Source organism: Coprobacillus sp. AF33-1AC (genome assembly GCF_003475785.1).
Taxonomy (GTDB): domain Bacteria; phylum Bacillota_I; class Bacilli_A; order Erysipelotrichales; family Coprobacillaceae; genus Faecalibacillus.
On the sequence record NZ_QRQB01000025.1, the window covers coordinates 1 to 24,121 of the forward strand.

Annotated in this window: 24 protein-coding genes and 1 other annotated feature (1 of these 25 cut by a window edge); of the genes, 2 read left to right on the forward strand and 22 right to left on the reverse strand. The window is 29.4% G+C overall.

From position 1 onward, the window contains the following. Window positions 1-66: 66 nt before the first annotated feature. The 4 genes from DWZ53_RS09105 to DWZ53_RS09120 are packed head-to-tail and all read right to left on the reverse strand — an operon-like array spanning window position 67 to window position 2,395. Window positions 67-315 (reverse strand): DUF1653 domain-containing protein, encoded by a 249-nt coding sequence (locus DWZ53_RS09105; protein WP_118433712.1) that lies wholly within the window; start codon window positions 313-315, stop codon window positions 67-69. A gap of 46 nt (window positions 316-361) precedes the next feature. After that, a complete protein-coding gene (locus tag DWZ53_RS09110; RefSeq protein WP_118433714.1) occupies window positions 362-1,105 on the reverse strand; it encodes a CPBP family intramembrane glutamic endopeptidase in 744 nt (247 codons plus the stop codon). 11 nt (window positions 1,106-1,116) lie between these two features. Continuing rightward, window positions 1,117-2,010, reverse strand: coding sequence for a DUF975 family protein (locus DWZ53_RS09115; protein ID WP_118433716.1), 894 nt, complete (start codon window positions 2,008-2,010; stop codon window positions 1,117-1,119). A gap of 49 nt (window positions 2,011-2,059) precedes the next feature. Then, entirely contained in the window at window positions 2,060-2,395 is a 336-nt protein-coding gene (locus DWZ53_RS09120; protein WP_118433718.1) for a type II toxin-antitoxin system PemK/MazF family toxin, read from the reverse strand. A 117-nt stretch (window positions 2,396-2,512) separates the two neighbouring features. On the opposite strand from DWZ53_RS09120, the gene DWZ53_RS09125 reads away from it, so the two are divergent. Beyond that, a complete protein-coding gene (locus DWZ53_RS09125; RefSeq protein ID WP_118433720.1) occupies window positions 2,513-3,163 on the forward strand; it encodes an HAD family phosphatase in 651 nt (216 codons plus the stop codon). Between the two features lie 15 nt (window positions 3,164-3,178). On the opposite strand, the gene DWZ53_RS09130 is transcribed toward DWZ53_RS09125, so the two are convergent. The 10 genes from DWZ53_RS09130 to DWZ53_RS09175 form a co-directional block, all read right to left on the reverse strand. Continuing rightward, window positions 3,179-4,279: a CDP-glycerol glycerophosphotransferase family protein gene (locus DWZ53_RS09130; protein WP_118433722.1), complete on the reverse strand. Its 1,101-nt coding sequence runs from the start codon at window positions 4,277-4,279 to the stop codon at window positions 3,179-3,181. 8 nt (window positions 4,280-4,287) lie between these two features. Further along, on the reverse strand, window positions 4,288-5,469 hold the full coding sequence (locus DWZ53_RS09135) for a CDP-glycerol glycerophosphotransferase family protein (protein WP_369831771.1): 1,182 nt from the start codon (window positions 5,467-5,469) through the stop codon (window positions 4,288-4,290). Window positions 5,470-5,506: 37 nt separating this feature from the next. Then, window positions 5,507-7,738 (reverse strand): CDP-glycerol:glycerophosphate glycerophosphotransferase, encoded by a 2,232-nt coding sequence (locus DWZ53_RS09140; RefSeq protein WP_118433724.1) that lies wholly within the window; start codon window positions 7,736-7,738, stop codon window positions 5,507-5,509. 18 nt (window positions 7,739-7,756) lie between these two features. Next, window positions 7,757-8,143 carry a glycerol-3-phosphate cytidylyltransferase gene (gene tagD / locus DWZ53_RS09145; RefSeq protein WP_118433726.1) on the reverse strand — a complete coding sequence of 129 codons (387 nt, stop codon included), beginning with the start codon at window positions 8,141-8,143 and terminating at the stop codon, window positions 7,757-7,759. Window positions 8,144-8,152: 9 nt separating this feature from the next. Further along, the gene (locus DWZ53_RS09150; protein ID WP_118433728.1) at window positions 8,153-8,980 is read right to left on the reverse strand and encodes an ABC transporter ATP-binding protein; all 828 of its coding nucleotides are present in this window, start codon (window positions 8,978-8,980) and stop codon (window positions 8,153-8,155) included. 9 nt (window positions 8,981-8,989) lie between these two features. Beyond that, on the reverse strand, window positions 8,990-9,808 hold the full coding sequence (locus tag DWZ53_RS09155; protein ID WP_118433730.1) for an ABC transporter permease: 819 nt from the start codon (window positions 9,806-9,808) through the stop codon (window positions 8,990-8,992). A gap of 116 nt (window positions 9,809-9,924) precedes the next feature. Then, on the reverse strand, window positions 9,925-10,563 hold the full coding sequence (gene pyrE, locus DWZ53_RS09160) for an orotate phosphoribosyltransferase (RefSeq protein WP_118433732.1): 639 nt from the start codon (window positions 10,561-10,563) through the stop codon (window positions 9,925-9,927). Window positions 10,564-10,574: 11 nt separating this feature from the next. After that, complete coding sequence (pyrF, locus tag DWZ53_RS09165) at window positions 10,575-11,282, reverse strand: orotidine-5'-phosphate decarboxylase (protein WP_118433734.1); 708 nt, start codon at window positions 11,280-11,282, stop codon at window positions 10,575-10,577. Between the two features lie 124 nt (window positions 11,283-11,406). Continuing rightward, window positions 11,407-12,012, reverse strand: a complete 606-nt coding sequence (gene rpsD, locus DWZ53_RS09170) for a 30S ribosomal protein S4 (RefSeq protein ID WP_118433736.1) — start codon at window positions 12,010-12,012, stop codon at window positions 11,407-11,409. Window positions 12,013-12,186: 174 nt separating this feature from the next. Then, complete coding sequence (locus tag DWZ53_RS09175) at window positions 12,187-12,753, reverse strand: NUDIX domain-containing protein (protein ID WP_118433738.1); 567 nt, start codon at window positions 12,751-12,753, stop codon at window positions 12,187-12,189. 79 nt (window positions 12,754-12,832) lie between these two features. On the opposite strand from DWZ53_RS09175, the gene DWZ53_RS09180 reads away from it, so the two are divergent. Continuing rightward, window positions 12,833-13,228, forward strand: coding sequence for a DUF3783 domain-containing protein (locus tag DWZ53_RS09180; RefSeq protein ID WP_118433740.1), 396 nt, complete (start codon window positions 12,833-12,835; stop codon window positions 13,226-13,228). A gap of 31 nt (window positions 13,229-13,259) precedes the next feature. Here the strand turns inward: DWZ53_RS09180 and DWZ53_RS09185 are convergent, their stop codons facing one another. The 8 genes from DWZ53_RS09185 to leuS all read right to left on the reverse strand — a co-directional run bounded on the left by DWZ53_RS09185 (window position 13,260) and on the right by leuS (window position 23,913). Beyond that, on the reverse strand, window positions 13,260-14,375 hold the full coding sequence (locus tag DWZ53_RS09185) for a 4-hydroxybutyrate dehydrogenase (RefSeq protein ID WP_118433780.1): 1,116 nt from the start codon (window positions 14,373-14,375) through the stop codon (window positions 13,260-13,262). A gap of 17 nt (window positions 14,376-14,392) precedes the next feature. Beyond that, window positions 14,393-15,763: an aldehyde dehydrogenase family protein gene (locus tag DWZ53_RS09190; protein WP_199589180.1), complete on the reverse strand. Its 1,371-nt coding sequence runs from the start codon at window positions 15,761-15,763 to the stop codon at window positions 14,393-14,395. A gap of 12 nt (window positions 15,764-15,775) precedes the next feature. Beyond that, the gene (locus DWZ53_RS09195) at window positions 15,776-17,284 is read right to left on the reverse strand and encodes an acetyl-CoA hydrolase/transferase C-terminal domain-containing protein (protein ID WP_118433742.1); all 1,509 of its coding nucleotides are present in this window, start codon (window positions 17,282-17,284) and stop codon (window positions 15,776-15,778) included. Window positions 17,285-17,415: 131 nt separating this feature from the next. Continuing rightward, complete coding sequence (locus DWZ53_RS09200) at window positions 17,416-17,751, reverse strand: type II toxin-antitoxin system PemK/MazF family toxin (RefSeq protein ID WP_118433744.1); 336 nt, start codon at window positions 17,749-17,751, stop codon at window positions 17,416-17,418. A 72-nt stretch (window positions 17,752-17,823) separates the two neighbouring features. Beyond that, window positions 17,824-18,588, reverse strand: coding sequence for an arginase family protein (locus DWZ53_RS09205; protein WP_233541872.1), 765 nt, complete (start codon window positions 18,586-18,588; stop codon window positions 17,824-17,826). A gap of 57 nt (window positions 18,589-18,645) precedes the next feature. Next, window positions 18,646-19,467, reverse strand: a complete 822-nt coding sequence (locus tag DWZ53_RS09210; protein WP_118433746.1) for a Cof-type HAD-IIB family hydrolase — start codon at window positions 19,465-19,467, stop codon at window positions 18,646-18,648. Window positions 19,468-19,564: 97 nt separating this feature from the next. Then, the gene (locus DWZ53_RS09215; protein WP_158568233.1) at window positions 19,565-21,238 is read right to left on the reverse strand and encodes a bifunctional diguanylate cyclase/phosphodiesterase; all 1,674 of its coding nucleotides are present in this window, start codon (window positions 21,236-21,238) and stop codon (window positions 19,565-19,567) included. A 278-nt stretch (window positions 21,239-21,516) separates the two neighbouring features. Further along, on the reverse strand, window positions 21,517-23,913 hold the full coding sequence (leuS, locus tag DWZ53_RS09220) for a leucine--tRNA ligase (protein WP_118433750.1): 2,397 nt from the start codon (window positions 23,911-23,913) through the stop codon (window positions 21,517-21,519). A gap of 35 nt (window positions 23,914-23,948) precedes the next feature. Beyond that, window positions 23,949-24,121 (reverse strand) — a binding site (T-box leader) (it continues 34 nt past the right edge of the window).

Genomic DNA, 24,121 nt, shown 5'->3' on the forward strand with positions numbered 1-24,121 from the left:
ATACTATTTTTGTTTAAAACTAAAATATCAGATTATTTTAAATACTCCAAACAAGAAGCAAGCTAATTAAGCTTGTTTTTTGTTATCAAAATCATATTCCTCAAATCGATATTTTTGTTGAGCATGAGGATATTTATCATGATCAACTGGTGATAAAAACATTTCAAGACTTCTTACAAAGAGTTGTTTATCATCATATAATTGACGATAAACCACAACTTGCTTCATCGTTTCACTATCATAGGCTATATCTTCCACAAAATAGAATTTACCTTTAAAATGACGATATACTTGATTTTTTTTAATTTTTCTCATTCTTATTTCTCCTCGTATCAAAAAAGTCTAAATCAATTGATTTAGACTAATGAAATATACTTTGAAATACTATAATAGCAACTGCTATAAAATTATTTAACATATGAATTGTTATAGGAACAAAAATTGTTCCTTTTTTTTCATACGCTAAAGAAAATGCAAATCCCATCAATCCATATGAAAATAAGTAAGCTAATTGGCTCAAATCGCCTGCAAACAATCCAGTATATATATGAATAAATCCAAAAACAAATGACGAGACAATATGTGCCAACACTTTATTATATTTCCTTAAAGTTCTAAATATAAGACCCCTAAATATAAATTCCTCTAACATAGGTGCAATAATTACCGATTGTACTATCATCCATAACATACTACTACCTAAGTAAGTTTCAAATAATGTTTGATTTGCTGCACTGTGTGATGATGTATCTATCAATAAATTAATAATGATATTAGCAACAATTGAAAATATATAAACACTAGCAATCCCAAATGTCATGGACCAGGCAACATTTTCGAACAAATGCTCCTTAAACATTATAAAATTATCTTTAATAAAATCTTTGAAAATAACATAGGCACAAATCAATGACAATAAACCCGAAAAAAGATTCAAATAAACACCCAGCATATTTTGATCAACAGGTAAAACACCATATTTAACCAACATATATATAACAAAATTAACAACTGCAGGAATTACATAAAAATACAAAGGTAATAAAACAATAAAACCCCAAGCTTTTTGTTTACCATTAAGTTGTCCAGCAAATTGATTATCCATATAAAACCCCTTTATTCTTGATTACCTACATTCTTATCAGCATAGTCAATTTCTTCATAAAAGACTGCTAAACAAGTATATAATTTAGCATCTACCAAATGAACTGCAATAAAAACACTAATAATATTTGTTATTAAAGTTGTTATGATACCTAAAGGAAATATTGATAATAGTATAGAAATAATGTTGACAAAAATTACTGATACCAAAAGCCACCCAATAAATGATAAATATAATTTGATTAATGTCCATTTATTATTTTTCATTAATCGATAAGATTCCTTCATCGCTACAAAACCTGTTAATTTATATTTTTCTAAAATATAAGGTGTTAAACTAAATGCAGTAACATAGTAAATAGTAACTACCAAAAGAACAAATCCAATTAAAACCAAATATGAAGCAATAGAAGCTAATCCATCAATATTCATAGAAACTTGTGATGTCATAGAAGAAACACCATTAGCATAAGGTAACATTGTTAACATTTGTGAAAAAGCATCTTTCAAATCTAATATTTGACTTTTTGGAATAATAACTAATCCAATAAGCAATAAAAAAATCACAATAATAATTTCAATAACTACAAGTAAAAAATTATAAATAAAATAAGTTGAAAATAATTCTTTAAAACGATAAAAGCTAACAAGTCCATCCTTTTGAACATCCAATTGATCATCATAATTGTTGACTAATTTTAAAGATGACACTATGTATCCATGTTCAAAAGGCAAAAATACAATCCATAAAATAAGACTTACTACCGTTCCAATTGTTCCAGTAAATAATGAACATAATGTTGTAATAACTATATGAAATATTCCCATAAAAATAAGAACATTTATATAATTTTTTTGACGTGATAAAGCATCTTCAGCTTTAGCTTTAATATCTAAAATATTCATAATATTCCTCCAATGTAGACATTATAACAAATATCTAACTTATTGGAAACTATTTCAAATCCAAACTTGTTTTAATTGCGTCATTCACTTTACGCATAAAATAATCACTCAAAGTACCTAATTTCTCTTGAAATCTGATTTTATCAATAGTTCGGATTTGTTCTAATAAAATCACTGATTTTTTTTCAAGTGAATCACATTGAATAATAACATGAGTAGGAATAGGATTTTTTGTTAGTTTAGATGAAATTGGTGCAATAATCACTGTTGTCGAATATTTATTTCCTTTATTATTTTGTAAAACAAGTACCGGTCTTACTCCTCCTTGCTCACTTCCCATCACAGGCGAAAGATCAGCGTAATAAATATCTCCCCTATTAATCATATTTACCCTCCTAAAATAACTTATGTATAAATTTAAAGATTATTCTTTCAAGAATTGAAAACAACTTCAATACTTCAAAGCTTATGTTATGATAATAGCGTTAAAGGAGTTGATATAATGATTAAAGCCGTAATATTCGATATGGATGGTTTAATGATCGATAGCGAAAGAGTCACTTATGAAGAATATGTAAAAAAACTATCACAACTTGGATATTCATTTAATGAACCTACGTATCGTCAATGTTTAGGAAAAAACAAGCAAGGAATCTGCCAAGTATTTTATGACAATTTTGGTCAAGATTTTCCAATGAAAGAGGTATGGGATGATGTCCATGTTGCTATTGATGAAAGACTAGAACAAGAAGTACCTATTAAAAAAGGACTTACTGAATTACTTCATTATTTAAAAGAACATAATTATAAAACCATTGTAGCAACAAGCAGTGCTCGTAATCGAGTTGATAAAATTTTAAATAACGCTGGTATTTATCAATTCTTCGATGATATCATTTGTGGTGATGAAGTTACTCATGGAAAACCTCATCCCGAAATATTTCTCACAGCTTGTCAAAAGCTAAATGTAGATTCTCAACAAGCCATAGTACTAGAAGATAGTGAAGCGGGTATTCAAGCTGCATATAGCGGAAATATAAAAGTTATCTGTGTTCCTGATATGAAATATCCCGAACCCGAATTTAAGAAAAAAACAACTTTAATTGTTAATTCTTTAGACGATGTGATACCTTATTTAGAAAGTATTAAGTAACAAAGGACGTGTATTTTACACGTCCTTTACATATTCTTTTATCAATTGAACAACTCTTTTTGTATTTTGACCATCTTGATATTTAAAAAATTTGTTTTTAAACTCTACAATATTTCCACTTTCATGATTTAAAATGGCACGAGCTAATTCTTCTAATTCAAAACAAATAGGTCCTGGCATTGTTTGATAATCCACGAAACATCCTAAAGAATCTAAATATTCATTTAAATCTGGAACATAAAAATACATTGGTTTTTCTAATATAGAAAAATCAAAAATAATTGATGAAAAATCAGAAACCAAAAAATCAGCAATAGTAAATAAATCATGCGTATCTTCTTCATTCATATTGAAAATTCTCTTATCATCATAGCAGATATGATTGATTTTTAATAATGGATGAAATTTATATAGTAATATATAATCATCGGGTAATTGTTCCAACAGTTTCTTGCCATCAAAGTCAATACTTCTAAATCCTTGATAAATATTGCCTCTAAACGTTGGTGCATAAAGAACTATTTTTTTATTAATCAACTGAGGATATTGTTCAAATAGTTTCTTTCTTGTTTTTTCAAGATAATGTTGATCAAACAAATGATCAACTCTTGGAATACCAGTTGTGAGAACATGACTTTTATTAACATGAAATGCCTGACTGTAAGGTTCTTTCCAATAATCACTATTTGCAATAACATAATCATAATTATTAATAAGGTACTCTCTTTTGATGACATTGCCAAATTTTTTTATCGCACCACAAGCATGCCATACTTGAATAACAATCACGCCTGGTCTTTTAAATTTTGAAATAACATAATTGTTATCTCGAATTAATACAACTTGAGAGGTGTTAATAATATAAATTTGTTTTATACAATTAAGCATATAAAGAAAGTTGTTAATAAGCGTTTTTTTATCATAGTTTATTAACACTTTTTTTATTTGTATCGTTGGATCTTTTTTTAATTCATCATAAATAAGTTTCAAATCCGAATCCAAATAATGAGCTTCAAGTGAAACAAAAGCAACTTGACGAGGATTAATCTTTTTAAATTTTACAAAGATGTTAATAAATCCTAATATAATATTTAAAACAATCTTTTTTATTTTCATGACATCACCTACTTAAATACGATATCTACAACACGCTTAGATGCATATCCATCTTCATGATTATTAAATCTTTGATTAAAAGATTCTAGTTTATGATAATCATAATCTTGTTCTACAATTTTTGTAAGCAAATCATCTTCATTATCTAAAATTTCTCCAGGTAAATCATGATAAATATCTAAATAAAATCCTCTTAGTTGATCTCGATATTGTTCTATGTCATACATATAAAAATATATTGGTCGTTTTAAAATAGCATAATCAAAGAATACACTAGAATAATCAGTAATTAAAATATCCGAGATCAAATAAAGACTACTAATATCTTGACTTGGCTCGATTGGATAGACAAAACCTTTATATTTACTCATATCAAAATCATTTACAATTAAATAATGTGGTTTAAAAATAACAACATAATCGTTCCCTAAGATTTTTTTCCATTGATCAAAATTAACTTCTAATTTAAATGTATACCCCTTAGCGACAAAACTATTATCTCTCCATGTTGGTGCATACAAAATCACCTTTTTATCTAAAGGTATGTCTAATTCTTTTTTTATTTTAATAATATCTTCTTGGCTATATAATGACAAAATATCATTTCTAGGATAACCCGTTTCAATAAGACGCTCTTTATTAATCCTAAAAGCGCTTTGAAATACTCCTGTTGTAAAACGACTTGGTGAAATCATATAATTATATTTTTTTACATCTTGTGCATATGTCTCATGCATACTTTCTTCACTCATACCGCTACGATAAAAGGTTGTCCCCTTAGGTACTTCTATATCATATGCTAGTTTTTTAAGTGGTGTGCCATGCCATGTTTGCAAATAAACTTGGTTTGGCTTTTTTAAAACATATCCTGGTAATTTACAATTGACAACCCAATAATGACTGCGTGCCAAATAATAAAAATAAGGTATTGAAAAATATTCTATGATTTGAGCACCTGATATCTTTATATTCTTTTTACGATGGTTTTTTATAGCCCAAATAAAATGATAATCTTGAAATTCTGGTTGGCTTTTCATATATTCATAAATCGCTTTAGGATTATCTGAATATCCTCTTCCATGAAATGCAATAAATAAAACAGTTTTAGAATTTGATGGTACAAAACGATACACAAGTCGATAACATATTTTAATTGCTTTTCCTAAAAAATTTTTAACGAACCTTATCATAAAAATCCTCCTTTTAAAAAATAAGGGGTCATTCCCCTTATTTAAATACTGCCTCAACCGCTCTTTTTGATGCATTACCATCATCAATTGAGCAGAATTTATCATAAAATAATTGATATCGATGTGCATACTTAGCAGATAAATCATCAATATTCATAAGAGCATCAATGACTGCCTCTGTAGTAAACAATAAAGGACCAGGTAATTCTTTTTCCATATCAATATAAAAACCTCTTAAAACATCTCTATATTTGTCTAGATCATAAGTATAAAATAACATTGGTCGTTTTAAATTTGCATAATCAAAGAACACGCTAGAATAGTCAGTAATACAAATATCCGAAATTAAATAAATTTCTGTAATATCATCATACTTACTTAAATTAAAAGCAAAATCTTCTAAACCAGTTATATCTAAAGCATCTGCAATATAATGATGTGTTCTTAATAACACTACATACTCATCACCTAGTTTTTCTTTCATCATTTCTAAATCTAGTTTTAATTTAAATTTATACTGACCTTTTCCATAATATTCATCATCTCTCCAAGTAGGAGCATACAGAATCGTTTTTTTATGTGTTGGTATTTTTAATTTTTCTTTTAACTTTCTGGCAATTTCATCTTTATTAGGATTATACAATAAATCATTACGAGGGTAGCCAATTTCCAGCATATTGCCATCGTACATGAAGCAACTTTTAAAAATTTCGCTTGAAAAATGATTAGCTGCAATAAGATAATCCCATTCTTGTTTTTGACGATAAAATTGAGCTTTGTATGTTGGTGAAGCTGCAGTTACCTCTTCTTGATCAAAAGCAAGTCTTTTTAATGGTGTTCCATGCCATGTTTCTAAAAACACTTGACCTTCTCGTTTTCTAAACCATAACGGTTGACGAATATTAAAAACAAAATATTTAGATTTAGCCAAATAATAAGCATATTTCTTAGTAAATCTTTTTACAACAATGCCTTCATAAGGCAACTTTGTATTTTTATCATTTAATACCCATATAAACTGATATTTTCCTGGATAATTTTTAGCTAAATATTCATAAATATATTTCGGAGAATCTGCATAACTTTTTCCCATAAAAGTTTCAAACATAATCCAGTTTTCTTCTATTGGTTCATTAATATATTTATGACGGTATAAATACTTATTAAGTTCATTCTTGTTTTTTAGAACCATTTTTGCTTTTCTTTTGGCCAAATGACGAGCAATGACTACTTTTGTTGTTTTTAAATCACGTTTTCTTGCCAATTTAACCATTTTTCGTTGATAACGAGAAATATTTTTTAATAAGTCATCTCTTACTTCATCCAATAATGACGCCATCGTTTCAAAACGTTCTTCACGCCACTTATCATCTAAACTACGTCTTATTTTCTTAGCAAAGTAATTACTATAATACTTAACAATTTTAGAATCAATATAATAACGTAAAGGACTTTGGTAATCAACTAAATGAATAGAATAACGATATACATCAATAAATTCATCAAATTTATGTTCAGGGTCTTTAATTTGTGATAATGCTGGTGCATTAACCGGATCATTATGTTTTCTTTTAATATACGTTGTTTGATTAATCTTAAAAAAACTTTGTGCATACTGTACAAGTTGTATTACAAAAGGAAAATCACAATAATATTTAAAATCTTCATTAAAACGTAAATGATGTTGATCAATTAAATTCCTTTTAATTAATATATTTAAAACAGATACATTTTTAAACCCTTTTTTTCCTCTTATTAATTCATCAATCATCCTTTGATGAATTGGCTGATCGCATTGACTATAATCTTTTTCTATAAATTTTTCATGGCGATCATGATCTTTATCTTTTAAATCCAGTTCATCATTTTTTTCATCACCCATAGTTTCAAAAACTTGTTTTTTAAACCATGTTATTCTTCTTTGACCTAAAATTAAATCTTCATTATTTTCCTTTGCTTCATCAATTAATAGAGAAAGTGAATCTTTTAATAAATAATCATCACAATCTAAAAAATAAATATATTCCCCTTTTGCTTCATTTAAGCCAATATTACGTTTTGTTGCTACTGATGATACCTCACCACAAACAATAACATTTAAATGAATTTTATTTTTATATTGTTCAATTAACTCATTTATTTCCTCATGATTTTCATTAACTAATAATAATGTTTCATAATCATCTATCTTTTGTTCATCAATACTTGCTAAACAATCAACTAAATAATGAGGATAACCATCATATGGAACAATGATACTTAATTTCACATTTACCCCTCCTCGATATTAATCTTTTAAATCAGCTTTAATTTTTGTTGTTGAAATACCTTCTGTTCTAGGTAAATAGACAACTTCACAATAATCCTTTAGAAAATCAAATTTACCTTTCCAATCATCACCCATAACAAAAACATCAACATCATGTTCTTGAACATCTCTAATCTTTTGATCCCATGATTCTTCATAAATCACTTCATCAACATAACGAATCGCTTCTAGAATAGCTTTACGATCCTTATCGCTATGATAAGCTTTCTTTCCTTTTTGAGCATTAAAAGCATCGCTACTTACTGCAACAATTAAATAATCCCCTAATGCTTTAGCTCTCTTGATAATATTAAGGTGTCCAACATGAAATAAATCAAATGTACCATAAGTTATTACTTTTTTCATTTTAATCTCCTACCTTTTTAATTTATCTAATAGTTTTTCCCAAAAACCAATTTGTGGATGTTCGACAATACGCTGAGCAAATTTCTCATCTCGCATTTTTGCTTTTTCTTTCTTTGTCAATCCGTTATAAAAATCAACATACTCTGCATATTCATCACAAACTTCTTGAACATCACCATACCTTTTTAATTTTCCGCCTTCTATCCACATTGCTTTTTTACAAAAGCCACGCACTTGAGGTAATGAATGGGAAATGAAAATAATGGTTTTACCTTCATCTTTTAATTCATTCATTTTATCCAAACATTTTTGAGCAAATCCTTTATCTCCAACCGATAAGGCTTCATCAACAATAATAATATCAGGATTTAAATATAAGGAGATAGAAAATCCTAATCTTGATTTCATCCCGCTTGAATATTTTTTCACAGGCTGATATAAGAAGTCCCCTAATTCTGCAAATTCAATAACACCGTCTGTAATCTCTTGAATGCGTTTTTTAGAAAGCCCTAAAAGTGCCCCTTTTACATTAATATTTTCTAAACCTGTTAATTGCATGTCTAATCCGGTATTAATTGCTATTAATGCTTGTTCACCATTAATATCCATTATACCTTCATCAATTTGACTAATCCCTGCTAAAATTAAGGATAATGTTGATTTTCCGGATCCATTTGTTCCTAATATTCCTACAACTTCTCCTTTGGGTATTTCAAATGAGATATCTTTTAATGCATAAAATCTTTGCGTGATAGCACTTTTAGATTTTCCGTCATTTTTTTTCTTTAATTTATATATTTTTGAAACATGTTCAAATTTAATTGCATAATCTTTCATCGTTATCACCTAAATCATATCAATAAATTTATGTTTGAATTTATACATCATAGCACTACCTATAGCGAAAATAACTATCACAAATACCCAGAAAAATAACATCTGTTTCCAGTAAAATAAAATACCATGATGGTACAAGAAACAATCTCTATAGCCACAGACAATGTAGTAAATTGGATTTGCCTTCATAATATATCTTACAGCCATTTGCCATCCAAATTTGTGTAAACGAGAAATCGGCCATAAGATAGGTGTTAAATAGAGTAATAAACGCATACAAGCAAGAATAAGCTTTCTCGTATCACGTGCTAACATATTTAACACCGAAGTAATCATTGCAAGTGAAACTGTTAAACAAATTGTAGCAAAAAGATAATATATCAATTCAAGCCAATAAAGTGAAGGCATAATTCCTTGGGTTAGTAAAAAAGTAACCAGTATCAACATTAAACAAAAATGATTAAATAATTCTTTTCCAACTACTGTTGCAGGTAAAACCGAAACTGGAAATTTCATTTTTGTAATAACATTACGTTTAGAATAAATCGCATTAGCTCCATTTGTTATACAAGGACTTATAAAGAACCATACAACCATTCCACATAACATCCATTGAATAAAAGGAATCTTTCCTACAGCCTTTCTATTCATTATTAAACCAAAAACAAAATAATATGTAATTATCTGAATTGCTGGATTCGCAAAATTCCAAAAAACACCCAATCTTGAATCTCTCATATCTGATAATAATTCATATTTTGAAATACAATAAATACGATATAGATTTGAGAAATTTTCTTTTAAAACATATTTAATACTTTTTATCATATGTATCCTCCAAAAAACTTCTACATAGCATTATAATTATACCACATAAAAAATACAATATAAATAAAAAGAAAAAACCCTCCAGTTGTGGTATCAACATTCAGGTCTTATAAAAACTATTTATTCATCCAAGATTCATCACTTGGATCAACTTTCCAAGCTTTTAATTTTTCCATATCTGCTTCTTTAATATAATCATGCGCTTTAGCAACTTCAATTAACGTATCATAGTTAGTAAGAGTTGCATATTGACAGTTAGCATTTTCGAAATTAACAGTTGCTTTTTCTAAACCATAAGTGAAAATGGCAACAAGCCCAACAACTTCACATCCAGCATCTCTTAAAGCTTGAACACATTCAAGAGAAGAACCACCAGTAGAAATTAAGTCTTCAATAACAACAACTTTCATTCCTTCTTTAACTTCACCTTCAATACGATTATTACGTCCATGAGATTTAGCACCACCACGTACATAACCCATTGGTAAGTCTAAAATATCAGCGACTAATGCAGCATGAGCAATACCAGCTGTTGCTGTACCCATTAAACATTCTGCATTTGGAAACTTTTCTTTGATTAAATCAGCTAATCCTTGTTCAATATCTTTTCTTACACGAGGATAAGATAAAGTTAAACGGTTATCACAATAGATTGGTGACTTAATACCACTTGCCCATGTAAATGGTTCATTTGGTCTTAAAAAGACTGCCTTAATATCTAGTAAATCTTTAGCAATTAATTTGTTTTCTTCCATTTTATTTCTCCTTAACCTTGAAAATCTTGATATACCTTTTTGTATGTTTCTACAGGATTATTTGAACCTGTAATAGTACGTCCTACAACAATATAACTAGAAGTTAATTCTCTTGCCATAGCAGGAGTTGTTACACGTTTTTGATCATTAACATTATCTGTAGCTAAGCGAATACCTGGTGTTACTGTTAAAAAATCTTCTCCTAAATGATCGTGAATAATTTTTGACTCTAATGGTGAGCAAACCACACCATCTAACCCCGCTTCTTTAGCATTGCTAGCCCATTTTAAAACAACTTGATCTAATGGCTCATGGATTAAAAGTTGATTATCTAAAACATCTTGGTCTAAAGATGTAAGGCATGTAACAGCAATACATAGTGGTCTTTTATCGCCAACTTTACCTTCTTCTAAACCTTCAATAGCTGCTTTCATCATTTCGACACCACCTGAAGCATGAACATTGATCATGTCTACATCAAGTTTCGCTAATTGACGCATTGCGCTTTTTACTGTATTTGGAATATCATGTAATTTTAAATCTAAAAAGATTTTATGTCCCATCTTTTTGATCATTTCTACCATTTCAATTCCTTGTCCATAAAACAATTCCATTCCTACTTTTACATACAATTTTTCACCTTCAAATTGTTTTAAAAAGTTTTCAACATCTGCTTTAGTTTTAAAGTCTAAAGCTATACACACTTTACTATCCGACATAAAAGACCTCCTTATTTTTCTTTCTTATCTATTATATCAAAATTAGATAACAGGTTCTACAAAAAACTATCTCTTCGCAAAAAAAACTCTCCACATAAGTGAAGAGTTTGAAAGAATAATCAAATTATCCCATTCTGTTGTAGTATTCAACAATTAATGCTTCATTAACTTCTTGGTTTAATTCAGATCTTTCAGGTAAACGAGTTAATTTACCAGTTAATTTGTTTTCATCAACTTCTACGAATGCAGGAGTTGCAACTTTGTTTTCTAAACTAGATTTAATTACAGCTAAGTTTAATGATTTTTCTTTAACTGAAATAACATCACCAATATTAACTCTGAATGATGGGATATCAGTTTTAACACCATTTACTAAGAAATGTCCATGGTTTACTAATTGTCTTGCAGCTCTTCTAGTTGGCGCAAAACCTAATCTGTAAACAACATTGTCTAATCTTCTTTCTAATAAACATAAGAAGTTATAACCAGTGATACCTTCCATGTTACCAGCTTGTTTAAATGTGTTATGGAATTGTTTTTCATTAACTCCATACATATGTCTTACTTTTTGTTTTTCAGCTAATTGTAATCCATATTCAGTTTGTTTTTTTCTTTTTTGTCCGTGTTCACCTGGAGCATATGCTCTTCTGTTTAATTCTTTACCATTTTCTAAAGTAGAGAATCCTAAACGACGTGATAATTTCCATTGTGGTCCTGTATAACGAGCCATTCTTTCTTTCCTCCGTATTGTTTTATTTGCATAAAACAATAACATTCATAGATCATTTAAAATGTGTCAATATTAAGTATTTCCCATTGCAGCTAGGTACTCTACAATCATGATGATATTAACGCATAACTTAAAACTCTATGTGCTGCTATCATTTATTGCCATAAAATAATACTATTTTGCAGTATGAATGTCAATGATTTTTTTATAAATTATCTCGAGTTCATCAAGATAAATACAATGTTTGATTGTATTATTTTTTACTGCTTGCATACATTCATCTAGATCTAGCCACTTTACGCTTGATACTTCTTCTTTTTGTAATCTAAAATCTGTTTCTTGTAAATCCAACCATATCATATAAATTGCTGATACTTGAAAATCATGAAATTCTCGATGATGAAAATTTTCATCTAGACGAAAACTTCTTTTTCCACAATAAATTAAATCTTCTGATTTTGCTCGATATCCCAGTTCTTCATAAAGTTCTCTTAACGCTGATTCAGCATAATCTTGTCCCGCAGGAATATGTCCAGCACTAGAAATATCATAACAATCAGGAAATGAATCCTTATTATGACTTCTTTTTTGTAATAGAACTTGTACCTTATTATTTCTTTTTCTTACTAACCATACATGAGATGTACGATGTCTAATCCCTTTTTGATGTGCTATTTCTCTTTCAACAACTTTACCGGTAGGATTTCCTAATTCATCAACAATATCCAATAATTCTTTCATTTTCATCACCACTATCAAGTGTATCACAGTTGCTAGAAGAAGTTAAATGTGATAATCTAGTTATCAGCGAGGAGATATTATGGAAGAGACTGTATTATTATATAACATAGACAAAACCGAACCTGGTAAAGCAATGATTTCTATTTTAAAAAAACTGGATGTAAAAGTTGTTATCGTTAAAACAAAAGATTTAATGAATCCAGTTGGCTATCTTTTAGGAAACAGTGATTATAAAAGATCGACTGATAAAATCAAAGAAGTTCCTCAAGATGAAATGATGGTTCTTTCTGGATTTGACGATAAACAAGTTGACGTTTTATTACAAATATTCCAAAAAGCCAACATTCCCTTTATTCCTTTAAAAGCCATTGTTACAGAAACAAATATTGAGTGGTCATTTTTACAATTACTTAATAATGTAAAAAATGAGTATATGCATTTAACAGGAATGAATAAAGATATCAGTATGTTATAAAACCCATTGGATTAACCAATGGGTTTTATTATTAGTACAACTCACTATAAATTTTGTAAACTCTAGCTCGATCAAGTGGAACAAAATTATTAGCCATTAACCTTCCTTGAGTTTGTAGAACACTATCAGTAAATGTATCTAAATCTTCTTTTGTTACTCCATATTCATGTAATGGTTTTTTAGGAAGAATATGATTTAGCAAATATTCCAAAGCATCATAAACATGATTTTGTTCGCAACCTAATAAGTTTGAAAGATATTTTTCCATCTTATCTAACTCACCATCACTCTTAATTTCTTTATAATTTTTCAAAACACCCGTAAACATTGCGTAGTTACTTTCACCATGAGGAACATGATATGTTCCTCCTAGAGGATAGCTTAGTGCATGTACAGCAGCACATCCTGCTGTACCAAAAGCGAGCCCTGCAAAATTACTTGCCGTTAAAAAATCATCCATTAATTCTGGTAATATTTCTTTTCCTTCGGCAATGATCTTTTGATATCCTTTAATAATCATTTCAATTGCTTTATAACCAAATAATTTAGTATATTCTGTAGCCTTTGGAGAAAGACTTGATTCAACTGCATGTACTAAAGCGTCAATTGAACTTGTTGCAAATACTTTAAAAGGTAAAGTAGTAAGCAATTCTGGAATAAGTATTGCTTGATCCGCAAATAAATTTGGTGAAGTTAAGCCCATTTTTACTCCTAATCTAGTACGATTAATAATTGAGATATTAGTCACTTCACTACCAGTACCACAAGTAGTAGGGATAATAATTAAGAAATGTTGCTTTTCTAGTTGATCTTTATGATCATATAATTCATCTACATTTTCTCCATTTGATACAGCCATTACTTTAGCAATATCAATAACACTTCCTCCACCAATGGCAATAACTCGATTGTATGGTTTTTTTGAAGCCTCTTTTAAAATTGCATCAACCATCACATCAGTAGGTTCACTTGTTCCAAACTTTTCCTGGAAAATTGTCTGAGCTGGACAATTTTCCTTTTTAAAGAATGGCTCATAGATATATTGGTTTGTTAGAATCAAATCATCTTCAGTTAATTTAAATTCTTCAAGAAATTCGTGTACTGTCTTAAATTTATAAAGTTCCGGTTCAAATATAATTTGTTGCATATAATTTCCTTCTTTCACTATGCCCAAATCTCTTCATCAGTTGGGATTTTTTTATCTTTATTATAGAAACCGATTTGTGAAACATTAATAAGATGTGTATAATTTAAGTTTTCAGAAATACTGTTATTTCCCCAAGAACCACATCCAAGTGTAGTAGTTGGAGCAAATCCATTATATAAGCTTCCTCCAGCACCGGTTGAAGAAGATTGATTAATAATTAATCTACTTACAGTTAAATGTTCACCAGCATATTCAATATGTTGTAAATTATGACTATGTAGTGATGCGGTATGTCCTTTACCTTCAATATTTAAATCTCCTTGAGCTTGAGCAACAGCATCTTCAAATGTATCATATGGAGCACTAATCATAACTGGACACATTTTTTCACGAGTTAATGGTTCAGATTTATCTAAATGACGTGCTTTAATCAAAATCATACGTGTTCCTTCTGGTACTTCCACATTTGCTAACTTAGCAATAGTTTGTACACTTTGTCCAACAACTTGACGATTAATTGGTCCATTATTAGGGAAGATTGTATCAGCAAATTTCTTTGCAGTTTCACTATCTTCTACATAGAAAACACCATGTTTTTTAAATAATTCAATGACTTCATCATATTTTTCTTTTGGAATCATAACACTTTGTTCACCTGAACAAATAATACCATTATCAAATGTACGACCTACAATAATTTTTTCTACAGCATCTTCAAAATCAATGTCACGATCTAGTATAGTTTGTACATTCCCTGGTCCAACACCTAATGCAGGTTTACCACTTGAATATGCTGATTTAACCATACCAGCACCGCCTGTAGCTACAACGACATCTACTTTTTTAATGAGATCATTAGTTGCATCAATCGATGATTTTTCAATTGTTTGGATCAAATCTTCAGGAGCATGATGATTTTTCAAAATTTGACGGAAAGCATCAATTAAATCTTTATTAAGTTTTTCTGCTCTTGGATGAGGAGCAATAATAATTGCATTTTGACCTTTTAAAGCAAACATCGCATTACACATTGGTGTAACAACCGGATTAGTTACAGGAGTAACAGCAGCAACAAGACCTTTTGCTTTAGCAACACGATAAATACCATTTTCTTCATCTTTATCAATAATTCCAACAGATTTTTTATCTTTCAAACTATTCCAAATACATTTAGATTTACCTTTACATTTAGCAACCTTGTCTTCATAAACTCCCATTTTACTTTCTTCTACTGTTCTTTTTGCTAAAACTTCAGCATGATCATAAACATACTTACCAATTTCTTTAACGATAGCATCAGTTTGTTCTTGGCTAAATGATTCAAATTCTACTTGTGCCTTTTTTGCTTTTGCTACCATTTCATCTATCATTTTGTTTACATCTTCCATTTTTATTTCCCCCTATTTTCTATACTTCTTAAAATCAAATGCTGCCTTTAAATTAACCGGATTTTCGTGATATTCACTTGTAATCATGGCAGTTTGTAAATATTCATATAATGATTTTTTAAACTTTGGATGAGCACAATGATCAATTATTGTCATTGCACGTTCAATTGGATCTAATCCTCTTAAATCAGCCACACCTTGTTCAGTTATTAACACATGAATTTCATGAATAGTATGATCAACATGACTCACTTGAGGAACAATACAAGAAAGTAATCCATTTTTTGCTGTAGATTTAGTAATAAAGATTGATAATCCAGCATTTTCACAATAATCACCTGAACCACCTACACCGTTCATTAATCTTGATGCGTCAATATATGACGAATTTGTATTACCATAAAGGTCGGCTTCAATAACAGTGTTAATGGCTATGACTCCTAGTCGTCTAATTACTTCTGGATGATTACTGATTTCTTGTGGTCTTAATATAATTTTGTCTTTATAACGATTGAAATTCTTAAAAAATTCATCGCGATGTTCTTTTGAAATGGTAAGTGATGTACCAGATGCACATTTAACTTTACCAGCATCTATCAAATCAAAAATTGAATCTTGTAACACTTCCGAATAAACTGTTAAATTTTCAAAATCAGAATCTTTCAGTCCTTTTAAAACTGCATTAGATACACTTCCTACACCTGCTTGAAGTGGTGGTAATGGATTTGGTAATCTATTCTTTTTAACTTCTTCATGTAAAAAATCAATAAGATTTGATGCCATCATTTTAAATTCATCATCAACTGGTGCCACTTTTCTACCATTATCAGGAATATCACTATATACAACTGCAACAACTTTATTAAAATCACATGGTATATAAGTTGTTCCAATACGATCATCAACTTTTACGATGTTTATAGGTTTAGTATTAGGCACCTTTTCCGGTGAATAAATATCATGTACACCTTCCATACTCGCTGGAACATATGTATTTACTTCAATAATAATTTTATCAGCATATTGAACATATGTATTAGAAGCCCCTACAGATGTGGTTGGAATAATATTACCATTTTCGTCAATTGCCGTTGCTTCAATAATAGCAACATCAATATGATTTAAATAATTGTTTTTTACCCATAAAGGCATTTGACCTAATGGCACATCATAATAAGAAATAGCACCTTTATTAATTTGATTACGTAAATCTTTATTTGTCTGATATGGCATTCTTGCTTTTAAAACACCCTTACGTGCCAATTCGCCATCAAACTCTTCACCTAATGATGCTCCCGAATAAACTGTTAAGTCTAATTTTTCGCCGGCATCAGCACGTTTTCCTAATTCTTTTGCGATAACTTTTGGATAACCAGCAATGGTAAACCCACTGACTCCTAGAGTCATATTAGGCTTAATAAACTTAACGGCATCACTTGGTGACATAACTTTATCTAAATATCTTTTGTCACGGATTCGCTCGTTGTTCACTTTAATTCCTCCATCGTTAATGGCTATCATGCATGCTTGATTCCTTTAACACTGTATAGTATAAAACTTTTGTGCATGAATAAAAAATGTCTAATTGATATAATGAATATACAATTTATATATAATTAAAAGGAGATGAGTTCATCTCCTTAATTATGTATTCAAACGTTTAAACTAATTTTAATACATTTATTTATTTTCTTCATTTCTTCCGGTGTTAATTCACCTATTTTTTTTATCAGTCTCACTTTATCAATTGTTCGCATTTGTTCTAACAAAGCAATAGAGTTACCTTTCAATTCATCACGAGAATGAATAAGTATATGCGTTGGCATCCGCTTTTTTTTAGACGATGTCAAAGGTGAAACAATTGTCGTTGTACTATAACGATTTCCATAATCATTTTGGATGATAATAACAGGTCTAATTCCAGACTGTTCACTTCCTACGCCATCACTTAAATCAGCATAATATAATTCTCCTCTTTTTACATTCATATTTTCATATCCTTTCCGCAATAACATTATATGAATTATCAAAGATAGAATTTGTCTAATTGAGTAGATCTTTTATCTTTTCATTTCTTTTTTTAAAAATGAAAGGATAGACTGATTTAGATGATCATCTGTTTTAATTTCTTTTAAATGATTAATTTCATTTGCACACTCACCACAAATATCAATACCTATTATTTGACTATTAACAAACAAATAATAAAGAATCATTTTTAATTCAATCCCTCTCATTTTTCCTTGATCCCAGTCTGTATGAATCACTTGTTTACTTAAAACATCTTTGTCTATAGATACATAAGTTGGATATTTTCTTAAAAGTCTATCGATATCATTCCAAACATCACGGTTTTCTAAATCATCATCAACTAAATAATAGATTTTATCTAAATATTCCCTATCAATGAGCTTAACTTGGGATGGATCAATGCCAATTAAAATGACTTTCTTTAAATGTTGACGATATTTCAAACTATCCATAATCCACGACCCACAACTTAAAATATCACTAAACAATGGTTTAACCATGTCACTATGATGATCAAATACAACCAAAACAAAATCTTGTTTAATTTTATTAATCCATAATTCACTTATATAATGAAAATTACCAGAATCAATAAAATGAATACCAAAAGGTCCATAATCCCTTATACATTCTTTAATTTTCCTTTTAGCTTCTTGACTACAATAACCATAAACACCTTCAATATTTCTACAATCAACCCAATTCAAATCATCATGTTTATAAAAATTTTCATTTTCGTAAATACCAGTAAAATCCATAATTGTTAGTTTTTTTTGGTAATCAATTTTTAACATCTTATCAACTCCCCTTATATATTATAAAAAGAGATTTCCGATTTTGAAATCTCTTTTTTATCCTAATAGATATTGATAGATAACTTCGACGCAACCATCATGATCACAATCACTTACAATTTCATCTGCATATTTCTTTATTTCATCACTGGCATTAGCCATCACAATAGCCTTTCCAGCAACTTTTAATGCTTCTACATCATTATGTGCATCGCCAACAACAACAGTTTGTTGTAGAGGAATATTTAAATGCTCACATAATTTTTTTAGACCTATTCCCTTATGAATACCTTTACTTGTTATTTCTAATGAGCTTTCTTCTGCTTTAGCAAGTTCAACAGGTAAATTTTGCTTAGTGATTCGTTCAATAGTGCGTTGTCTTGCCTTACTATCAGTATGATAAACATTAAACTTATTTACTGGAAATGGTTTTTCAAAATAAGTTTTCTTTAAATCGTCGTATTTATCAGTTACACGTTCATACATTTCTTGATAAACTCCCATCAAATAATGATCCATTCGAGGAACTTTATCCTTTTGAACAATTGATTTCTTTGTAAGAATATGTATAAAAGTATCTTCTAAAGATGTAATCTCAAATAATTGTTTAATTGTGTCAATATCCATACATTGACTAAAAATAATTTCATCTTCATAGCGGTCATAAACCAAACCTCCAGAAACACAATTTAAATAGCGTACTTTAGGTAAAACATCATAAAACTCTTGTAATTCTGCCGGATTACGACCTGTATTTAAAATAACAATTTTTCCTTTAGAAACTGCATCATCAATTGCTTCTAATGTTCTTTTTGAAATTTTTTTATTTGAATTTAACAAAGTACCATCCATATCAAAGGCTATCAACTTATATTCCATATTTTTCCTCCACTCGTTAACGAATTATAACATAGATATTTTTACAAATATTAAGATTTCTATAATAGAAAAAACTTATTCCTTTACGAATAAGTTTTTACTCACAAAACAAGACAAAATTTCGTCTTATTTTTTCCTTTAATTTTGCAAGAGAACAAGGACGAGAATAATAAAAACCTTGAATATAATCCGGATTCATTTTTAATATGCGATTAAGTTCATCCTTTTTCTCAATTCCCTCGATACAAATTTTCCCTTCAACACCATGAATCATATCAATAATATAAGATAATAATATATTTTCATATTCATTAGTAAGTGCATTTTTCATGAGTTGACGGTCAATTTTAATATAGTCTGGATTTAACTTATAAATATAATGAAAATTAGAATAACCTGTTCCAAAATCATCAATGGCAAGCAGTATACCACGATCTTTTATTTTTTTACAAAACCTAGAAAAATACTCATCACTTTTTACAAAGCCACTTTCCGTAAGTTCAATAACAAGTCGATTTTTTTCTACTTGATATTGATTAATTATGTCAATAATATCATCTAATGCCTGTGATTTTAAAACCTGAACATAAGATAAATTAACATGTACCAAAATATGTGGGCATAAATCTTTTAACTCAACCAATGCTTGCAAAGATTTTTCTAAAACCCATTTGCCAACCGGAATAATAAGATTACTTTCTTCAAGCAAAGGAATAAACTCACCTGGGGAAACAGTTCCAAATTCATCACAATGAAAACGCAACAATGATTCCATACTGTAAAAAACAAGTTTATTGACATCAATAATTGGTTGGAAATAAACTTCAAATCCTTCAAAATTATCTTTAACAGCTTTATGTAATATCTTTGTTAATTCTGTTTTTCTCAATGCAACTTGGTAATCAGCTTCATTATATACATAATAGCGATTTTTGCCTTCTTTCTTAGCCTTATTTAAAGCAAACTCACTCCATTTCATCATTGTATTATAACTGCTAGTTGGATAATCTTCAAAAAGCAAAATACCTGCAGAAATCGTAAAATAGACATTATAGTTAATTGATTCAATAAATTGCGAAATTTCATTTCTAATATTATTAAATAGACAAATCGCTTCTTCTTGTCTACTTTCCAAATCAATAATGATATATTCATCACCAACAACTTTATAAAGATGTTGATGCTTAGCTAGATGTTTTCTTAAACATTTAGCTGTTTCCTTTAAGATATAATCCCCATATTTTAAACCGAATTTTTCATTAATTAGTTTAAAATGATCAATACCTAATCGTAAAATAAACCCTTGGCTATAGTTTTCCTTAAGAGGAAGAATTAGATTTCTAAGAGTATTTTCTCTTAGCAAACCACTAGCATTATCAGCCATTTGTGATTTACCAATTTCATTAACACACCCTATAATATAATTCACATTTCCATCTTCATCACAAATTGCTCGTCCACGACAATTTATCCAAATAGGAAGATTCTTTTGATCTAACCAACGATAATTTAAACTGTGAAATTCTTTTTCTTTCTTTATCAGTTTATTTAAATCTAAGACCAAACCATCATAATCTTTATAAAAAACAAATTGCTTATGAACTTCAATAGGATTAGAAAATTCATAACTTGGTATTTTAAACCTTTTCATAGCATGAGGAGATATAAAATATGTATCATTTTTGATGTCAATCAAATAAAGATAATCATCTATACAAGTATCCAACAAACAAATCATATTTTTATAGTCATTAACATCAAATTTACACATATTAAACTCTCTCCTTATTTTAAGTTCTATAATAAAGAATAACACATTAAAACTTGATAATCTAGTATACCTAGACAAATAGCCAAAAAAGTAAGCAATAAACCACATTATTTTTTATATAACAAGAAACAAGTTATAAAATCTATCAAACATCTAGTTCAAAATCCTCATTACTGTACCATAAACCATCTATAATAAATTGCGTATATATCACTCTAGCTATATAAAAAAGTAGTCAACCAATAAAAGATATTTTACTGGTATGACTACTTTGCATTCTATTTAACAACAATGTTTACAATTTTATTTTTTACTACTATAACTTTGACAATATTTTTATCTTGAGTATGTGCTTGTACATTTTCTTGAGCAAACGCTAATTCTTTAACTGTTTCATCATCAGCATCCTTAGCCACTTCAATTTTAGCTCTTAATTTCCCATTAACTTGAATACCCATTTGTACAGTATCGCTTACTAACATTTTTTCATCATAAGTAGGCCATGCTTCATAAGCAATTGATTGATCATGTCCTAATAATTGCCACATTTCTTCACAAATATGTGGAGCAATACAAGAAAGCATTTTAATAAAGTTATATGCATATTCTTTATAAACAGTCGGTGCTTTATAACATTCATTAATGAAAATCATCATTTGTGAAATAGCAGTATTGAAACCTAATTTTTCAAAATCTTCAGTTACTTTCTTTACTGTTTGATGATATACACGATCTAAGTGATGATCATTTTCATCACTTAATTTATCTTGTTCAATAAATAAACGATAAACACGATCTAACCATTTACGTGAACCATCTAATCCATTTGTAGACCAAGGAAGAGAGGCTTCAAGTGGTCCCATAAACATTTCATATAAACGAAGTGAATCGGCTCCATGACTAGCTACAATATCATCTGGATTAACGACATTTCCTCTTGATTTTGACATTTTTTCATTATTATCACCAAGAATCATTCCTTGATGTACTAAACGTTGCCAAGGTTCTTTACATTTTACAACACCACAGTCATATAAAACTTTATGCCAGAAACGAGAATAAAGTAAATGTAAAACTGCATGTTCTGCTCCACCTACATATAAATCAACAGGTAACCATTTTTCTAATAGTTTTGGATCACAAATTTGTTCACTATTATGTGGATCAATATAACGAATATAATACCAACAAGATCCAGCCCATTGAGGCATGGTATTTGTTTCACGGCGACCCTTTTGTCCATCGATTTCTACTTCTAACCAATCTTCACAGTTAGCTAATGGTGATTCTCCACTAGCATGAGGTTGGAAATTCTTTGTTGCTGGTAATTCTAATGGTAGTTCATCAAGAGGAACTGTTCTCATTGAACCATCTTCCATATGTACAATAGGAATTGGCTCACCCCAATAACGTTGTCTAGAGAATAACCAGTCTCTTAATTTATAAGAAATTTTCTTTTGACCACAGTGATTTTCTTCTAACCAAGCAACCATTTTATCAATAGCTTCTTGTTTTCCTAATCCATTTAGCCATTCTGAATTGATATGAACGCCATCTTCAGTATAAGCAGCTTCTTCAACATTACCACCTTCTAGTACCGGAATAATATCAATACCAAATTTCTTAGCAAATTCCCAGTCACGATCATCATGTGCAGGTACCGCCATAATTGCTCCTGTTCCATAGCTTGCAAGTACATAATCTGAAATCCAAATTGGAATTTTTTTATCATTAACAGGATTAATTGCATAAGCTCCTGTAAAGACTCCTGTTTTATCTTTATTCAATTCTGTTCTTTCAAGATCCGATTTACTTGCACATGCTTTTTTATAAGCTTCTACTGCTTCTTTTTGACTTGCTGTTGTAATTTCTTCAACATAAGGATGTTCTGGAGCCATAACGCAATATGTTGCTCCAAATAATGTATCACATCTTGTTGTAAAGACAGTAAATACTTTATTTGTACCATCAATTTTAAAATCAACATTGGCACCAATTGATTTTCCAATCCAATTACGTTGCATTTGTTTTGTTGCTTCTGGCCAATCTAAATCATCTAAATCAGCTAATAATCTTTCAGCATATTCAGTAATTCTTAATACCCATTGTCTCATTGGTTTACGAATAACCGGATATCCCCCACGTTCACTTTTACCATCAATAACTTCTTCATTCGCTAAAACAGCTTTTAATTCAGGACACCAGTTAACTGGAATTTCATCAATATAGGCTAATCCTTGATCATATAATTTGGTAAAAATCCATTGTGTCCATTTATAGTATTCTGGATCACTTGTTGCAATTTCACGATCCCAATCATAAGAAAAACCTAATGATTTGATTTGTTTTCTAAATACATCAATATTTTTCTTTGTAAATTCAGCAGGATGGTGTCCTGTTTGAATAGCAAATTGTTCTGCTGGTAATCCAAATGAATCAAATCCCATTGGATGTAATACATTATATCCTTGCATTCTTTTCATTCTTGATACAATATCTGTTGCAGTATATCCTTCTGGATGTCCTACATGTAAACCATTTCCTGAAGGATATGGGAACATATCCATACAATAATATTTGGGTTTACTATCATCATAACAGTCAGTTTTAAATATTTTATGTTCATCCCAATATTTTTGCCACTTAGGCTCTATTTTTTTGTGATCAAACGGCATCTTTTATTCCTCCTTAAAATATAAAAAGCCGTCCATCTAAGGACGACTTTAATCGCGTTACCACCTTAGTTCATGATATACTATCATGCACCTCAAAACTTTAACGCAGTTAACGTCATTTACTACTTCTATTTCATAAATGCATCTCCTAGGCGAGTTCACAAGCATCATAATCAGTTTCCACCAACCACTGACTCTCTAAATATCA

Bases quoted from the DNA above. Each gene is read 5' to 3' on its own strand.
- DWZ53_RS09105 (WP_118433712.1), bottom strand. From the start codon at position 315: ATGAGAAAAATTAAAAAAAATCAAGTATATCGTCATTTTAAAGGTAAA.
- DWZ53_RS09110 (WP_118433714.1), bottom strand. From the start codon at position 1,105: ATGGATAATCAATTTGCTGGACAACTTAATGGTAAACAAAAAGCTTGG.
- DWZ53_RS09115 (WP_118433716.1), bottom strand. From the start codon at position 2,010: ATGAATATTTTAGATATTAAAGCTAAAGCTGAAGATGCTTTATCACGT.
- DWZ53_RS09120 (WP_118433718.1), bottom strand. From the start codon at position 2,395: ATGATTAATAGGGGAGATATTTATTACGCTGATCTTTCGCCTGTGATG.
- DWZ53_RS09125 (WP_118433720.1), top strand. From the start codon at position 2,513: ATGATTAAAGCCGTAATATTCGATATGGATGGTTTAATGATCGATAGC.
- DWZ53_RS09130 (WP_118433722.1), bottom strand. From the start codon at position 4,279: ATGAAAATAAAAAAGATTGTTTTAAATATTATATTAGGATTTATTAAC.
- DWZ53_RS09135 (WP_369831771.1), bottom strand. From the start codon at position 5,469: ATGATAAGGTTCGTTAAAAATTTTTTAGGAAAAGCAATTAAAATATGT.
- tagD (WP_118433726.1), bottom strand. From the start codon at position 8,143: ATGAAAAAAGTAATAACTTATGGTACATTTGATTTATTTCATGTTGGA.
- DWZ53_RS09150 (WP_118433728.1), bottom strand. From the start codon at position 8,980: ATGAAAGATTATGCAATTAAATTTGAACATGTTTCAAAAATATATAAA.
- DWZ53_RS09155 (WP_118433730.1), bottom strand. From the start codon at position 9,808: ATGATAAAAAGTATTAAATATGTTTTAAAAGAAAATTTCTCAAATCTA.
- pyrE (WP_118433732.1), bottom strand. From the start codon at position 10,563: ATGGAAGAAAACAAATTAATTGCTAAAGATTTACTAGATATTAAGGCA.
- pyrF (WP_118433734.1), bottom strand. From the start codon at position 11,282: ATGTCGGATAGTAAAGTGTGTATAGCTTTAGACTTTAAAACTAAAGCA.
- rpsD (WP_118433736.1), bottom strand. From the start codon at position 12,012: ATGGCTCGTTATACAGGACCACAATGGAAATTATCACGTCGTTTAGGA.
- DWZ53_RS09175 (WP_118433738.1), bottom strand. From the start codon at position 12,753: ATGAAAGAATTATTGGATATTGTTGATGAATTAGGAAATCCTACCGGT.
- DWZ53_RS09180 (WP_118433740.1), top strand. From the start codon at position 12,833: ATGGAAGAGACTGTATTATTATATAACATAGACAAAACCGAACCTGGT.
- DWZ53_RS09185 (WP_118433780.1), bottom strand. From the start codon at position 14,375: ATGCAACAAATTATATTTGAACCGGAACTTTATAAATTTAAGACAGTA.
- DWZ53_RS09190 (WP_199589180.1), bottom strand. From the start codon at position 15,763: ATGGAAGATGTAAACAAAATGATAGATGAAATGGTAGCAAAAGCAAAA.
- DWZ53_RS09195 (WP_118433742.1), bottom strand. From the start codon at position 17,284: ATGATAGCCATTAACGATGGAGGAATTAAAGTGAACAACGAGCGAATC.
- DWZ53_RS09200 (WP_118433744.1), bottom strand. From the start codon at position 17,751: ATGAATGTAAAAAGAGGAGAATTATATTATGCTGATTTAAGTGATGGC.
- DWZ53_RS09205 (WP_233541872.1), bottom strand. From the start codon at position 18,588: ATGTTAAAAATTGATTACCAAAAAAAACTAACAATTATGGATTTTACT.
- DWZ53_RS09210 (WP_118433746.1), bottom strand. From the start codon at position 19,467: ATGGAATATAAGTTGATAGCCTTTGATATGGATGGTACTTTGTTAAAT.
- DWZ53_RS09215 (WP_158568233.1), bottom strand. From the start codon at position 21,238: ATGTGTAAATTTGATGTTAATGACTATAAAAATATGATTTGTTTGTTG.
- leuS (WP_118433750.1), bottom strand. From the start codon at position 23,913: ATGCCGTTTGATCACAAAAAAATAGAGCCTAAGTGGCAAAAATATTGG.